The following is a 14496-nucleotide window of genomic DNA, read 5'->3' as shown; positions in this document are numbered from 1 at the left end:
TGATGAATGTGACTCTGTTAATCCCGGCTCGTTACGGTTCAAGCCGCTTCCCGGGCAAACCCTTAGCCCCGATTAACGGCAAGCCAATGATCCAACACGTGTATGAACGCGCGTCGTTAGCCAAAGGCCTCACCAATATTTACGTCGCTACCGATGATGATCGCATTAAAGCGGCCGTTGAAGGTTTTGGCGGCAAAGTAGTCATGACCAGCCCAGATGCAGCCTCGGGTACAGATCGTATCAATGATGCAATAAACCAACTGGGACTGAAAGATGACGACTTAGTGATCAACCTACAGGGCGATCAACCTCTTATTGACCCAACCTCTATCGAGCAAGTCATCAGCCTCTTCGAGCGTCACCCTGGTGAGTTTGAAATGGCCACCTTAGGCTTTGAAATCGTCAATAAAGCCGAGCTTGACGATCCTATGCATGTGAAGATGGTGTTCGATAACAACAACTACGCCTTGTATTTCTCTCGTTCGCGTATTCCTTTTGGCCGCGATACTCAAGATTACCCCGTTTATAAGCACTTAGGTGTGTATGCTTATACCCGCAAATTCGTACAGGCCTTCGCTGCCCTACCATTAGGTCGTCTAGAAGATCTGGAAAAACTCGAGCAATTACGTGCATTAGAGTACGGCCATAAAATCAAAATCGCCATTAGCGCCTTTGATTCTATTGAAGTGGATACGCCAGAAGACATTCGTAAATGTGAGCAACGTTTAGCGGTTGATTAATCGCCCGTTAGGTGTGCGCGAGTCAATTCGAAACAGGAGCTGAGTATGTCGACCTTAGAAGTCTGGATCATTATTATTTTGATCGTCGGTGTCATCGCCAGTAATCTTGCTGCGTTGAAGTACAGTGCTAAGTTCAAACTGCCACAGTTCGGTCAACATGGTAAAGATAAGCAGATAAAACCAGGTACTACTGAGCCTTCGGCAGCAGAGAATGACGCAGATGATGCTTCAAGCAAACCAAGTTCTGCGGACTCAGAACCCAATAAAGCAGATAAGTAAAACTGAGCCACCTAGGGGCTAAACTCAATGGCGGCTTTTAAAGAGTGAGTCTAAAGATGGCTCTTGAACACGCCTTTTAAAGACTGCGCTATAAACACTGAGCAATGACGCTCGCAAACATAGAAAAGGCGCCACAGGCGCCTTTTTTGTCTCTCAAATAACAAGCTAGCCAATGCCACTCATCAGCCTTAGGCTTTTTTCGCTGATGTGCGACTCAATGGCTGCTCCTCAAGGTGCGCCACTAAAAAGACTAAAAAGCGAAACAGGGATTTAATCTTAAGATCATGATTTTTATTGGGCTCAGCCGCGACTAACTTCTGCAGCGATTTGATTCTAGCGTAAGCATTCTCGACTAAAGCGTCGTTCTCTTTACCGACATATTTATTAAACTCGGCAAATTCACCAATAAATTTCAGTGTCACTTTACGGCGATTTAACGCAGTGAGTGCTGCGCCCTCTTTCTGTTTTGCCTCAAAAATACTGCATTCTAAACCACTGGCGATCGCACTTTGCGACAAACAGCTGCTTAACGCATCGGCCAGAAAACCCAAATTGGCTTTTAACTCGAAGGCAATCGCCTGCTTACTGGCGCTCGATTGCTGCCAGCGACTGCGTTCCTTATCAAAAATATCGTATAGCTCTTTCCAAATGCTCATGCGCTTTGCCTACCTTGCACTGAATCGCTCCCTTCGTATATAGCACTCGACTTTTTTGAAATGCTAGCGTTGTTAATACTAACGTTTTTAATACTAGCGACTGAAAGTTATCATAAATTTAAGGTTTTCGGCATAGCGCTATGATAGATAATGGTTTAAAGCACATTCACACTAAAACTAAAATCGGCATAAAAAATGGCCCGAACGAGTCGGGCCAGAGTGCAAGCTACCTGAGTACGAAATGAGCTCAGTGCGAACTCATGACTAACTCACTACTCATCTAATGACATATAAAGTTAAAGCGCTTGCGATTTTTTCGCGTTATTTTTCTCGGCGGCGAGTCGACGCTGCGCTTCTTTTTTCTCACGGCGCGCTTCAATCACTTGATTTACATCGCTACCGATATGCGCTTCATTACGGGCTTTAGCCAGATTCACTTGACGTTCACGCTCAACGAAACGTTTACGCTGCTCGTCAGAAATTTTATCGATACAATGTGGGCAACTGACACCTTGCACATAGGCAGGGCTCTGTTTTTCAGCTTCAGTGATTGGCATACGGCAAGCATTACATTGATCGTATTGGCCTTTCTTCAAGTCATGATTTACCGCAACGCGGTTATCAAATACAAAGCACTCGCCTTCCCACAGGCTTTCTTCCGCTTTGACTTCTTCAAGGTATTTAAGAATACCGCCTTCGAGATGATAGACCTCATCAAAGCCTTGCTCTTTTAAATAAGCAGTTGATTTCTCACAGCGAATACCGCCAGTACAGAACATGGCGACCTTCTTATGTTTAGCAGGATCAAGATTCTGCTTCACATATTCAGGGAATTCTCTGAAGGTTTCAGTCACAGGATTAATGGCATTTTTGAAAGTGCCGATTTGCACTTCATAGTCGTTACGGGTGTCGACTAAAATCACGTCCGGATCAGAAATCAGCGCATTCCAATCTTGAGGCTTCACATAGGTGCCAACCACTTTAAGTGGGTCAATACCTTCAACGCCCATAGTCACGATTTCGTTTTTCAGCTTGACTTTAGTGCGGTAGAACGGCATTTCATCGTCAAATGATAACTTGTGAACGATATTGTCTAGGCCATTTTGGCTATTAAGCCACACTAATAACGCTTCAATCGCTTCTTGAGTGCCAGCAACTGTGCCATTGATCCCTTCACTTGCGAGGAGCAGAGTGCCTTTGATCTCGGCCTGTTCCATCATAGCGAGCAATGGCGCTCGGATAGATTCAAAATGCGGTAACGACACGAATTTATATAACGCACATACGACAACTTTAGCCATAACACCCTCTTTGCTGGCTGGAACTTAATTTCCAGTGCATAAACAAATCAATCATCTGCAGCCTTGCTGCAGATCCCAAAAATAGCGCGGAATTCTACCTGAGTCACAGCAAGATAAACACAGATAAAATACAGGGTCTTTAATTCTTTACGCACAGTGGTGAGAAAAATCATTCTATGATGGTAATTTAAGCAGAAATCCCAGTATGAAAGCGTTACCATCTGCGCCCTTTGAATATTGCATGATTGGCACGCAACATTCGCATTGGCATGCTCGCGTCGTCAATAAGCAAGTATGAACACGCTGACATCAGCTTTAGTCGCATCAACTTCCACGCATGGCGCCGCACAGTAGAGGAAATCCGAATGACTCTAGCCGTCTTATACACCTTCCGCCGTTGCCCCTATGCCATGCGAGCACGTTTGGGACTCTTATTAGCCCAATGCAATGTTGAAGTCCGTGAAATCACCCTTAAAGCCAAACCACCACAAATGCTAGCGGCCTCATCTAAGGGTACTGTGCCAGTATTAGTACTAGCAAACGGCGAGGTGATTGCCGAAAGTCTTGAGATCATGCGCTGGGCACTCACGCAAGCAGATCCCTTAGATCTATTGTGTCAGCAAAATCCTGCTATTGAAGATAAAATAGCACAGCTTATCGCGAAAAATGATCAGCAATTTAAACCATGGCTTGACCGCTATAAATATGCCGACCGTTACCCTGAGCAAACGCAAGCTTATTATTATCAGCAGGCGAGTCATTTCCTCCTGCAACTTGAAACATGCTTAGGGCAACACCCCTTTTTAGTCGCCGATACACCTCGCCTTGCCGACTACGCAATCATACCTTTTGTACGCCAGTTTGCCGCAGTGGATCTTAAATGTGCACTTAGTGATGATTTTCCGCGAGTCGCCGTTTGGCTAAATCGACTTATTTCGAGTGAAATATTTATTCGTGCGATGGAAAAATATGTGATCTGGGACGCTAGCCATTCTCCAATTTGCTTGTTAGGAGACGTGTAAGCCAATAAGATTTAAAGATTATTTTTATTTTATGTTATAGCCATCGGTAAAATATTCGAGTAAGGTATTTGCCACTAGGTAACTAATTTAGCTAATCGTAGCTAGACAATCTTCTCAAGAAAAGTAACCACGCCTAAAGACTCAAGGACGTGAATGATAGAACACAAGGATAAGACAGTTGGAAAATATGGATATTAATATCGTTATTATGCTTGGGGGCCTGGTGCTATTGCATTGTCTATTTGCCCTTCGGGCTTTCAAGAGTAAAGTGGATCTCAGCACTAACAAAAAGTGCTTATGGTGCCTACTGAGTCTGATACTCGGCCCTATGGGTTATTATGGTTTTCACGGTTTTATTCCCCTAGATAGAATTCTCAAAGACTAAACGGTAAAACTGAATACCTTCAAAAAGCTAGTCATACCATTGATTTACTTATCAAATTAAGACAAAAAATAGCGCAACCTTAAGCTGCGCTATTTTATGACCCAGTTTAATCAAACAAGGCATTACAGTTAACTACAAATGACTGTGCAACAATACCGAGTCATCAGGAACTTTTTGGATCACAGGCGCTTGCCCTTCAGCCAAGGCTTGTTTATAGCTTTGATTCATTTTAAGGGCGAGATACAAATCTGGCCGGATCAAAATACCACCTTCCCCTGTCTGCATGCCCGCTTGCTCAAACCAACTCAGCATCTGCCGTTTACGTCCCGCAAGCACTAAACGAACGCCACGTTTTTTAAGCAGTTGATGTAAATCAGCCAACATGGCCATCACACTTAAATCCAAATGGGTAAAACAAGGCACTGCATCAATAATGATGCAATCAACAGGCTCAGATTCCCGAATAAACTTTTCCAGTAAACGGCGCTTAAAATACGTCGCATTAAAGTAAGTTAACGGCGAATTAAAGCGATATATAAATACTCCTGGAACCGATTTAGCTTTACCCGATTCATCGACACTGCGGATAACGCCCTTATGATCTAAACCAAGCACTTGATCCGTAGGCCGCATCACAGTAGCGAGGAACTGGAATAAACCCAGTAATACAGCCAAGGTTATCCCAGGGATAACCCCAATAAACAACACGGAGAACAAGGTGATACAGGCAAGTAGAAAAGCAGACCTATCCCGCACTCGCAGATTCCACAGTGACTTTAAATCGATAAGCGAGATAGAGGCAATCACCAGTACCACACCTAAGGCGGCACTGGGGATAAACTTCAAAGGCGCAGTGAAAAATAGCGCCACAACACCAATCAATACCGCCGCAATGATAGACACTAACTGGCTCTTACCACCATTGGCATCATTAACCGCAGTGCGGGAATCCGCGCCGCTCACCGCAAAACCTTGAGATATGGCAGACGCTATATTGGCTATACCTAACGCCCTGAACTCTTTATCGGCATCTATATCGTAACCGTTTTTTGCCGCAAAGCTTCGAGCCGTCAACATCATGCTCACAAAGCTCACCATGGCTAAGTTAAGCGCTGGTACCACAAGCTCACGGGCGATACCTAAATCAAATACAGGCGCTTGGAATGAAGGTAATCCTGAGGTCACTTCTCCGACGACGCTAATATCAAAGCTCGTCAGGTTAAACACCCAAACAAGGAAAGCCGCCATCGCCATTGCGCACATAGAAGCAGGCCATTGAGGACGAAACCGTTTCACTAAGGCATAAGTCGCTAGCGTCACAATCCCCATCGTCAATGTCGGCCAATGGGTTTTGGATAAGTAAGAAGGCGCACCGCTGAGGCGTTCGATTAGATAACGCTCATCGAAGGTAAAACCGAATATTTTTGAAAACTGTCCCACGATAATAGTAATTGCAACACCATTAAGCAGTCCCATCAAAATCGGTTTTGATAGAAAATCGGCGAGAACCCCTAGCCTAAAACGACTCGCAATCAAGCACCAAAAGCCTGTCATGGCCGTCATGGTCATCACTAACTGCCAGTGCTTCATACTATCCCCTGCAGCTAGGGGCGTGACAACCGCGGCGATAACAGCACAAGTCGCCGCATCTGGACCCACGATTAATTGTTTTGAGGTGCCAAATAGTGCGTATACCAACATTGGTAATACACAGGAATACAAACCCACGGCAGCATTCACACCTGTGAGCTGGGCATAAGCAATCGCTACGGGTAATGCCACAGCGGCAACGGATAAGCCTGCGCGCACATCATCCCTAAGCCATTGCTTTTCATATTGTAATAATTGCGCCAATCCCGGCATAAACGAAATCAAACTAGGGAACTTCACTCGGCAACCTCCATATACACACTATCAAGATAAGCAACAAGTATAACTGAGACTGAAAATGTTCAGCTAAAAGGTCATTACCTAAAAAGCCATCAATAGTATGTTGGTTATGGCATAAAGCCAATCATTACGCGAGTGTCTTCCTCAGAATATTTATAGGCTTAGGCACTTAATTCAAGCCAAGCTAGCGTAATATCATAGGTAATGACACTAAGAGCAAGCTGCCCATAAACCAATTAAAATGGCGCTTACGTCTATCGGTATTGAGTTTCTTACTGATCGCTGCACCGACAAATACCCAAGTAAATGATGCAGGAAATCCCACTATGTTGAACATTAATACGCCAAGAAACGCACTCAACCAAAAGCCATCACCACTTAATGTAAAAGCGCTACACAGGGTAATCGTCGACATCCAAGATTTAGGGTTAATCCATTGAAATAATGCAGCTTCAATGAGCGTCATAGGTTTTCGCCCATCATCCAAATGCGTGCTCTGCACTGGCGACGTCACTAATTTGTACGCGAGATACAGCAAATATGCTAAAGCAAAATATTTCAATACTTGGTGCAATACCGGTAATGCTTCAAACAAGGTACCGAGGCCGAATAATACCGCAAGATGTAAAGAGGTCGAACCCAAGCGGATCCCTGCAATATGTGGCACGGTACGCAGCACACCAAAATGCGCTCCAGAGCTAGCCAAGAGAATATTGTTCGGTCCTGGAGTCATTGTCATCGTCGCGCAAAACAGCGCGGTCGAGGCCATTAAAGTCCATAATTGTGGATCATAAAGCAGTGCAGTATTCATATTCGCCTTAAATTGTATGCATACATTTGTTGACATAAAAAGATGCAATAAATAATATACGGAGAATATTAGAGATCAATGGATTTATTGTCATGGGTACAATCTGGACACCAGACCTAACGACTTTTTCAGGCCCGAAATATCAGCGCTTAGTCAGTGCCATAGAACAAGGCATTTTGCAGAAGGTGTTAACCCAAGGCAGTAAACTGCCACCACAGCGCCGTTTAGCCGATGCCTTAGGCATCACTATTGGCACCGTGACCCGCGCCTATGCATTGGCGGAACAAAGGGGTTACGTCGAAGCGCGTGTGGGAGATGGCACCTATGTCAACGCCTCCCCTGTAACTGAAATGGGTAACGTACAATTGAATATGGCGACCTGTCAGCAGCCACTCACAGATCAAATCAGCACCCTAAGCGATTGCCTCAGCCAATTAGCGAAAGACCCCACTAAATTGAGTCAGTTACTCGGTTATCGCGCCAGTCCATTAGATCAACACCAACAAGTGTTCCACCAATGGTTAAACCAACGCGGTATACAGCAAACACCCGAGCAACTGGTCTTTACCCATGGCGGCCAGCAAGCCATTTTTGCCTGTTTGAGCGCATTTTTATCAACAGGCGATGTACTGTTACACGAGCAATACAGTTATCCAGGCGTGAGAATTTGTGCTAAACAGCTTGGTGTCACTAGCGTTGGAGTGCCCCTTACCCACGAAGGATTAGATCTGCCGCGCTTTGAAGCCCTATTACAGATCCACAACCCTAAATTAGTCTATCTCACGCTGAATAATCAAAACCCCACTTGCATTCAGTACAGTGAATCACAGCGGCAGAAAATCCTTGAATTATCAGAGCAATATCAATTCTATATCATTGAAGATGACGTGAATTATTGTTTACCTGAAGAATGGCATTCGCCCCTGTGGCAATTAGCAAAACAGCTGGTGATACCACGGGTGATTTATATTTCCAGCCTGTCAAAATTGTTTTCTGGCGGCTTAAGGCAAGGCTTTATTCTGGTTCCTGACCCCCTTATCGCCCAAGTGCGACTCGCTATTCATAGCCAATGCTGGATGGTGTCGCCGCTGAATATTGAAATAGCCTGTCAGTTGATAAAGAAAGGTCATATCACTGCAGAACGAGATACGCTCGTACGTCAACGCCAACGTCACTGTATCGCCATGGGCGAACGACTGGGATTAACCCAAACTTGGCGAGGGTTAAACGGTTGGATACAACTGCCAGAAGATATCAAAGCCCATCACCTCGTTACCGCACTGGCCGCAAAAGGCATATTAGTCCGTAATGGTGATGACTTTAATTGCCATGATAATTTTATCCGCTTGAGCCTTGGTGGCGCCGAAAACGACACTCAATTCAATCTCGCGGTTGAATGCATAGAATCGACCATACGTTCCTTAGTGCAAAATGCTTATTCAGTAGTGTAATGACTGCTTGTATAAGAGCTAACTTTCTGCATAAACATGGCTTTCTAGCCAAGTCATTTTAATACTCTTTTTTGGGATGTAATCTATAGCTGCAGTAAGATTGGCCATAAAACTCACGCAGCTATGATGCCTTGAATGTGCTATTTGAGAAATATTTTTCAGCTAGTCAAAAAATATTTCAATAATAAATTTCTTGGTAACAATAACTTACCCAATAGCGTCATCACCTTCACTTTCATGCTCTTCCGTTTTTACCTTTGCTAAAGCAGATTCTGCTGCTTTTTCTTGGGCTTCCCGCTCTGCAATCGCTTGCTGCACTTTGGCTTCTTCTAAAGCTTCAATTGGCAATAGACTGATAAGCTCAATGCCATTCGGAAATACGGTATCATTACCCGAAACAACGACGACCTTACCTTCTTTTGTCAGGTAAACCAGTGGTATTGCCGTCTCACCGTAACGTTTACGAAAATGTTCAAAGCTGAAGTTTTCGGTTAAATTCGTTACTTTCAGTTGAGCGCCTTTCGCCATTAGGCTGGCTATCTTGGCATAAGACACTGCATCACCAAACAAACATAAACGTTGCTTATAACTTTCAGAGAGCTGGTGGCGCGCACTGCCTACTTCGGTATTATTAAGACCAAATACTTTTTTAGCACCAAAAAAGTCTTGGAAATGAAAGCTCACTAACGGGTTTAACTGTCGGTAAGGTGAAATAATCAATACGCGGCCAATTCCAGTTAAATCCATATAGGTTTCAGCATGTTCCGATACGGGATTACCAAAATACACTGGGATATTATCCATACGCGCAAGGCGAATGTTATCCCAGTTATTATCAGCCAATAGCACTTTGACATCTTTGGCTTTTAAAATTTTCGCTAACTCTCTGGAAAATTTAGAGGCGCCAAAGATCAATAAACCTTGGGCAGAATCGGCTTTAACCCCAAGAAATCGTGCCCAACGTCCCGCCGTTAAACTTTGGACCACCACAGTGCCGATAATAATTAAGAACACTAAGGGCACAATTGCATCTGCGCCCTGCACATTGTTGGCTTCTAACTTAATCGCAAACAATGACGATACCGCAGCAGCAACTATGCCTCGCGGTGCAATCCAGCATAAAAACCACTTATCCGCTTTCGACAGAGATGTGCCGATACCAGAAGCCCAAATACTCAGCGGTCGTGCCAATAACATGGTCACCGCTAAAACACCCAGTCCACCCCAACCTAAGCCGAGCATGGCATTAGAATCTAATCGCGCCGCCAGTAAAATAAACAGTGCAGAAATTAACAGTACGGTTAATGTTTCTTTAAATTCAAGGATTTCAGCAATATCCACACCACGCATATTCGCAAGCCAAATGCCCATAACTGTCACAGTCAATAAACCCGATTCTTCTTGTAATAGGTTCGAGCCGACAAAGATACCCAGCATTAAGGTCAAAACGGCGGTATTACGCAGATAGTGTGGCAATAGGTTGTGTCTTAAGATTTGTCCCGTTAGATAACCCGCTACTGCGCCAAGTCCTAATCCGAGGGACAACATAGAGCCTAAGGCATAGAGCACATGCGTCGTTTGATCGCTAGCAACGGTTATGTATTCAAAGACTAACACTGCGAGCAGCGCACCTATTGGGTCAATCACTATACCTTCCCAACGCAAAATACTCGCCAGCTGAGATTTAGGACGCACACTTCTGAGCATTGGCACGATAACCGTAGGCCCAGTCACCACCACTAGCGCCCCAAAGAGCAATGCAATTTCCCAACTAAAATCCAGTAAATAAAAGGTGGCCGTACTGATACAGGCCCAAGTGATCACGGTACCGATAGTCACAAGATGCGTCACCATACGACCATGATCTTTGATTTCTTTGAAGTTAAGAGTCAAAGCACCTTCAAATAAAATCACGGCGACCCCGAGGGAAATAATCGGAAAAAGCAAATCACCAAAAATCGCATCAGGATTGAGGAGTCCAAGCCCAGGGCCTAAAGTGAGCCCACATAGCAACAAGGGTAAAATCGCTGGTAACCGCAGTTTCCAGCCAAGCCATTGACAAAATAACGATAGCACTCCAATTAGCGCTAGCATGCCAGTAATGTGTTCAACCATATAAATCCTTTAGATAACTGAGCTAAATACTAATGAGCTTAGCTTTAATGACGCAGATGACAACAGCATGAACAGTAAGCTGAAATTATCTATTCGATATATCCACTGTTAAATATGACTCTTCCCTCATCACCTATGGAGAAAAATCAAGAAAACGGAGCAATCTAGCGACATCAAGTAAAATAAGCTGTAGTACAAATCCGAAAACATCAGATTTACCTTAAATAGGGATTTAAACTTAAAATAGAAAAACAAAAAAGCCTTATCTTTCGACAAGGCTTTAATCATTTGATGAAGCGAAGACATTGATCAGCGATACACGCTAGTGACTTTCGATAATACGCTAGCTCAAACTTTTATCGTTATTAGGTTACAACCATGGCGATAAGCAAATTCCTAACAACTAAAATGCGTGTGGGCCCTACTCACTTGATAGACACAACCACACTTATACATATTTACTGAATCCAAATAATAACGCAGGGGATAAATCCCCTGCTTAACACCATTAATCCCTACGGCTACCGTAGTAATCGTGCAGTTCGTTTTCCCATTCAACATCTTTCATATTGGGCCAATGGCCTTTATCAAACCCCGGCGCCGTTTTGAGTCGCTCTAATGATATATCCATGACAAAACATTTTTGCTCATGATTAAGTGTCAGCATCTTCCAAGGCACTGCAAACAGCTTTTCTCCAAAACCAAAATAAGTACTGAACGACAGTACCGCATACCCGACGTGGCCCGTTTCCACTTCAAGCATAATTTCTTTGATATCCCCTAAGGTTTCACCAGAGTTATTAACAACATTATTGCCGATCAGTGTTTCAGCGCCCATCAGATATGGGCCGGGTCCTTGTGCCAATGATGGAGAAGCGAACTGTGGATTGTTGTAAATGCCGTAAACATCGCGATCATGATAATTCATTTTGTTGACCTCTTTATTAGCGCAGCCCATGAAACTGGACAACGGAATAAGTGAAATACCAAACGTTGGTTTCGAATTGAACATGTCCGTCATTGGACATAAGTTAGAGTATGCATCTCTACAATCACTCGCTCTGTTCGGCATACCGCTTATCAGGTAATGCGAATATAAACACATCGACTCGTCAGATCCCTGTAAGTGCGCCAGCGTACCGACATCCCATTTGCTACGGCACAGACTCATGTTACCCAGTGCAAAATTGCCCCGGTATCAGGAAGATTAGCCATGTCAATTGCGACTATTTTATTGATTATTTTAATTTTGTTATTTCTCGGCATGCTCCCCACTTGGCCCCATAGCCGAAACTGGGGTTATCGTCCAGGTGGCCTTATAGGCATAGTGCTACTGGTGCTGATTATATTGCTGTTAACGGGACGCGTTAGCTAATGCCCCCATTTTTACTCTTTATCAAAAAGGATAATCTGATGAGAACAATTAAAATGTTAAGTATCTTCCTGCTGGCTCTAGGCTTAGTCGCCGTGGCCAGTTGCAGTTCTGCATACAACAAAGAAGGTACTGGCGAGTATTTAGACGACAGTGTGGTCACCACCAAAGTGAAAGCTGCCATTTTAGGTGATAAAAACTTAAGTGTGGCCGAGATTAATGTTGAAACCTTTAAAGGCGTGGTCCAGCTCAGCGGGTTTGTTAAATCGCGTGAAGATATCAATACAGCGGTAAAACTAACAAGCAAAGTCCCCGGCGTCATTTCAGTCAAAAACGATATGCAACTGAAATCAGCTGCACCTTCACCGCAACTAAACAACTAGTCGTTTAATCTCCATCATTCCGTAGCCCCCGTTCAGGGGCTGCGGCCCTTCTTTTTGCAGCAGATTTTCTGGTGCCAAGTCAATGCCACCACAGGTTGAACCGCTATGCCCACTCAACACCAAGATACATCAGCGCCACAAATTCAGAATCGATTAATCCGTCATCTGCCAGTGGTGGAACAAGCGGATTTATTATCGCAAGCTGAGTTAGTCCAACTTAACTTTGCCGACTTACTGTGCAAGCCTGGCGAGTCATATCAATATGTCTATTTTCCCTTAACAGCTTTTATTTCTTTGATTGCTAAACTCCCCAAACATCCTGCATTGGAAATGGGTTTGATTGGTTACGAAGGTATGCTTGGGGCGACGACTTTGCTGGGCACTCGGCAAGTGCCTTCCGAGGCGATAATCCAAGGTTCTGGCCAAGCTTGGCGGCTCCCCATTGAAACCTTTGAAAACTTACTCGCTCAAAATACCAATCTGAAGCAAATAGTAGAGACTTATCTATACACCTTGTTATGCCAATTATCACAAAATGCAGTCTGTGCCCATTTTCACTCCATTGAGTCTCGGCTAGCACGTTGGTTGCTAATGAGTCACGACCGAATTCAGACTGATGAGTTATATCTAACCCATCAATTTTTAGCCGACATGCTAGGTGTTAGGCGAAGCAGTATTACCGAGGCCGCAGGCAATTTACAGCTCCGCGGTAGCATTTCATATAATCGTGGGCGGTTACATATTCTTGACCGGCAAGCTCTACTTGCCCGTTGCTGCAGTTGCTATCACTCAATGCGCACTTAAGTGCATATTTTCCGCTCAACAATTCAAAAAATCTGCCATTATGTTCGCTACCGTACATAGCATGGGTGTTTCTCGCTGTAACCTGAGTTAGCTATATCACCACACAAGGACACGCTATCATAATGGACACACTAGAACTGAAATCTGTATCAGAGCGCGCGCCACCGGAAACTCACTTCCCGCCAGAATCCAATCGGTTGTTATGTGAATTGCCAGAGGAAGTCAAACAACGTATTTTCCCGCATCTGGAGCTGGTTCCATTAGAACTCGGACAAGTGGTCTGTGAAGCAGGCTCAAAGCAGCGTTATGTGTATTTTCCGTTGGACTCCATTATTTCGCTGCTGTATGTGATGGAAAATGGGGCATCCGCTGAAATTGCCGTCGTTGGCAATGATGGTATGGTCGGCGTTGCACTGTTTATGGGAGGAGAAAGCACGACGAGTCGCGCTGTAGTGCAAAGTGCTGGCGTTGCCTATCGATTGTTTGGTCAGCGGCTTAAAGACGAATTTAACCGTCATGGCGCCCTGCTCCATCTGTTACTGCGTTACAGTCAGGTGCTACTGACCCAAATGGCCCAGACCGCGGTTTGCAATCGCCACCATAGTATTGAACAGCAACTGTGTCGTTGGTTACTGCTTTCGATAGATAGGCTGCCCGATGATCGCGTGCTGATGACACAGGAATTGATTGCTAATATGCTCGGCGTACGCCGTGAAGGTGTCACCGATGCGGCAGGCAAACTGCAGCGCATGGGAATTATCAATTACAGTCGTGGGAATATTGAAGTGGTCGATCGCGCGTTACTAGAACAAACCTGTTGTGAATGTTACTCAGTCGTTAAGCAGGAATCAGAACGGCTGATGCCACCTCAACAAGCGCAGCAAACATAAACCTACAGTGAATATAAGAATACAGTAACAATAGGAAGTGCGTTAAAAAGGAAGTGTTTTAAAAACAACCGATACTTTAGTACATCAGCCATAAAGACTCACATTTCAATTCTTGTATCCTAACCGGTACTTCAAGTAAAGAATCCGCCTTCTTAGAAGGCGGCTTTGACTTGCCCCTGGAAGGGGCTATTCCAAAAACTACATCATCTGCAACGACAATTGAGCCTCATGTTCCTGATCTTGTTTATCTTGATGGCGCACATATCGTCTAATGATTTCTTCATTAACACCTACTGTATCTACAAAATAACCTCTGGCCCAAAAGCTATTGCCCCATAGCTTTTTACGTACATAAGGGAATTTATTGAATAGCCTTATCGCAAATAGCCTTATCGCA

Annotated in this window: 17 protein-coding genes; 9 read left to right on the top strand and 8 right to left on the bottom strand. The window is 44.3% G+C overall.

Annotation, left to right across the window (positions count from 1 at the left end):
* Window positions 1-2 precede the first annotated feature (2 nt).
* Window positions 3-740, top strand: a complete 738-nt coding sequence (gene kdsB, locus L5M10_RS16670; protein WP_012197229.1) for an 8-amino-3,8-dideoxy-manno-octulosonate cytidylyltransferase KdsB — start codon at window positions 3-5, stop codon at window positions 738-740.
* Between the two features lie 45 nt (window positions 741-785).
* Window positions 786-1019: a DUF2897 family protein gene (locus tag L5M10_RS16665; RefSeq protein ID WP_263238262.1), complete on the top strand. Its 234-nt coding sequence runs from the start codon at window positions 786-788 to the stop codon at window positions 1017-1019.
* A gap of 188 nt (window positions 1020-1207) precedes the next feature.
* Here the strand turns inward: L5M10_RS16665 and L5M10_RS16660 are convergent, their stop codons facing one another.
* The 3 genes from L5M10_RS16660 to L5M10_RS16650 form a co-directional block, all read right to left on the bottom strand.
* On the bottom strand, window positions 1208-1675 hold the full coding sequence (locus L5M10_RS16660; protein WP_263255609.1) for a hypothetical protein: 468 nt from the start codon (window positions 1673-1675) through the stop codon (window positions 1208-1210).
* A 296-nt stretch (window positions 1676-1971) separates the two neighbouring features.
* Window positions 1972-2976: a rhodanese-related sulfurtransferase gene (locus L5M10_RS16655; RefSeq protein ID WP_028760070.1), complete on the bottom strand. Its 1005-nt coding sequence runs from the start codon at window positions 2974-2976 to the stop codon at window positions 1972-1974.
* A gap of 47 nt (window positions 2977-3023) precedes the next feature.
* Entirely contained in the window at window positions 3024-3197 is a 174-nt protein-coding gene (locus tag L5M10_RS16650) for a hypothetical protein (RefSeq protein ID WP_173496656.1), read from the bottom strand.
* A 144-nt stretch (window positions 3198-3341) separates the two neighbouring features.
* On the opposite strand from L5M10_RS16650, the gene L5M10_RS16645 reads away from it, so the two are divergent.
* Both L5M10_RS16645 and L5M10_RS16640 read left to right on the top strand, forming a co-directional pair.
* Window positions 3342-3998 carry a glutathione S-transferase gene (locus L5M10_RS16645; RefSeq protein ID WP_263255608.1) on the top strand — a complete coding sequence of 219 codons (657 nt, stop codon included), beginning with the start codon at window positions 3342-3344 and terminating at the stop codon, window positions 3996-3998.
* Between the two features lie 187 nt (window positions 3999-4185).
* Entirely contained in the window at window positions 4186-4383 is a 198-nt protein-coding gene (locus L5M10_RS16640) for a hypothetical protein (RefSeq protein WP_028760072.1), read from the top strand.
* A gap of 132 nt (window positions 4384-4515) precedes the next feature.
* On the opposite strand, the gene L5M10_RS16635 is transcribed toward L5M10_RS16640, so the two are convergent.
* Both L5M10_RS16635 and L5M10_RS16630 read right to left on the bottom strand, forming a co-directional pair.
* Window positions 4516-6273 (bottom strand): SulP family inorganic anion transporter, encoded by a 1758-nt coding sequence (locus tag L5M10_RS16635; RefSeq protein ID WP_105252613.1) that lies wholly within the window; start codon window positions 6271-6273, stop codon window positions 4516-4518.
* A gap of 184 nt (window positions 6274-6457) precedes the next feature.
* Entirely contained in the window at window positions 6458-7084 is a 627-nt protein-coding gene (locus tag L5M10_RS16630; protein WP_028760074.1) for a LysE family translocator, read from the bottom strand.
* A 92-nt stretch (window positions 7085-7176) separates the two neighbouring features.
* On the opposite strand from L5M10_RS16630, the gene L5M10_RS16625 reads away from it, so the two are divergent.
* Window positions 7177-8535: a PLP-dependent aminotransferase family protein gene (locus L5M10_RS16625; RefSeq protein WP_263255607.1), complete on the top strand. Its 1359-nt coding sequence runs from the start codon at window positions 7177-7179 to the stop codon at window positions 8533-8535.
* 207 nt (window positions 8536-8742) lie between these two features.
* On the opposite strand, the gene L5M10_RS16620 is transcribed toward L5M10_RS16625, so the two are convergent.
* Window positions 8743-10650 (bottom strand): cation:proton antiporter, encoded by a 1908-nt coding sequence (locus L5M10_RS16620; protein ID WP_263161023.1) that lies wholly within the window; start codon window positions 10648-10650, stop codon window positions 8743-8745.
* A 508-nt stretch (window positions 10651-11158) separates the two neighbouring features.
* Window positions 11159-11578 (bottom strand): PRC-barrel domain-containing protein, encoded by a 420-nt coding sequence (locus L5M10_RS16615; protein WP_028760076.1) that lies wholly within the window; start codon window positions 11576-11578, stop codon window positions 11159-11161.
* 285 nt (window positions 11579-11863) lie between these two features.
* On the opposite strand from L5M10_RS16615, the gene L5M10_RS16610 reads away from it, so the two are divergent.
* The 4 genes from L5M10_RS16610 to L5M10_RS16595 all read left to right on the top strand — a co-directional run bounded on the left by L5M10_RS16610 (window position 11864) and on the right by L5M10_RS16595 (window position 14099).
* Window positions 11864-12025, top strand: a complete 162-nt coding sequence (locus L5M10_RS16610; RefSeq protein WP_081729035.1) for a DUF3309 family protein — start codon at window positions 11864-11866, stop codon at window positions 12023-12025.
* Between the two features lie 38 nt (window positions 12026-12063).
* Window positions 12064-12405 (top strand): BON domain-containing protein, encoded by a 342-nt coding sequence (locus L5M10_RS16605; protein WP_263161021.1) that lies wholly within the window; start codon window positions 12064-12066, stop codon window positions 12403-12405.
* A 105-nt stretch (window positions 12406-12510) separates the two neighbouring features.
* On the top strand, window positions 12511-13209 hold the full coding sequence (locus L5M10_RS16600; protein ID WP_263161019.1) for a Crp/Fnr family transcriptional regulator: 699 nt from the start codon (window positions 12511-12513) through the stop codon (window positions 13207-13209).
* A 122-nt stretch (window positions 13210-13331) separates the two neighbouring features.
* Window positions 13332-14099 carry a Crp/Fnr family transcriptional regulator gene (locus L5M10_RS16595; protein ID WP_173496650.1) on the top strand — a complete coding sequence of 256 codons (768 nt, stop codon included), beginning with the start codon at window positions 13332-13334 and terminating at the stop codon, window positions 14097-14099.
* 198 nt (window positions 14100-14297) lie between these two features.
* Here the strand turns inward: L5M10_RS16595 and L5M10_RS16590 are convergent.
* On the bottom strand, window positions 14298-14496 hold a 199-nt coding region (locus tag L5M10_RS16590), incomplete at its 5' end, for a transposase (protein ID WP_263255606.1).

The organism is Shewanella sp. SM32 (genome assembly GCF_025654235.1).
Lineage (GTDB): Bacteria > Pseudomonadota > Gammaproteobacteria > Enterobacterales > Shewanellaceae > Shewanella > Shewanella oncorhynchi.
This window is presented reverse-complemented; position numbering and strand designations above follow the sequence as displayed.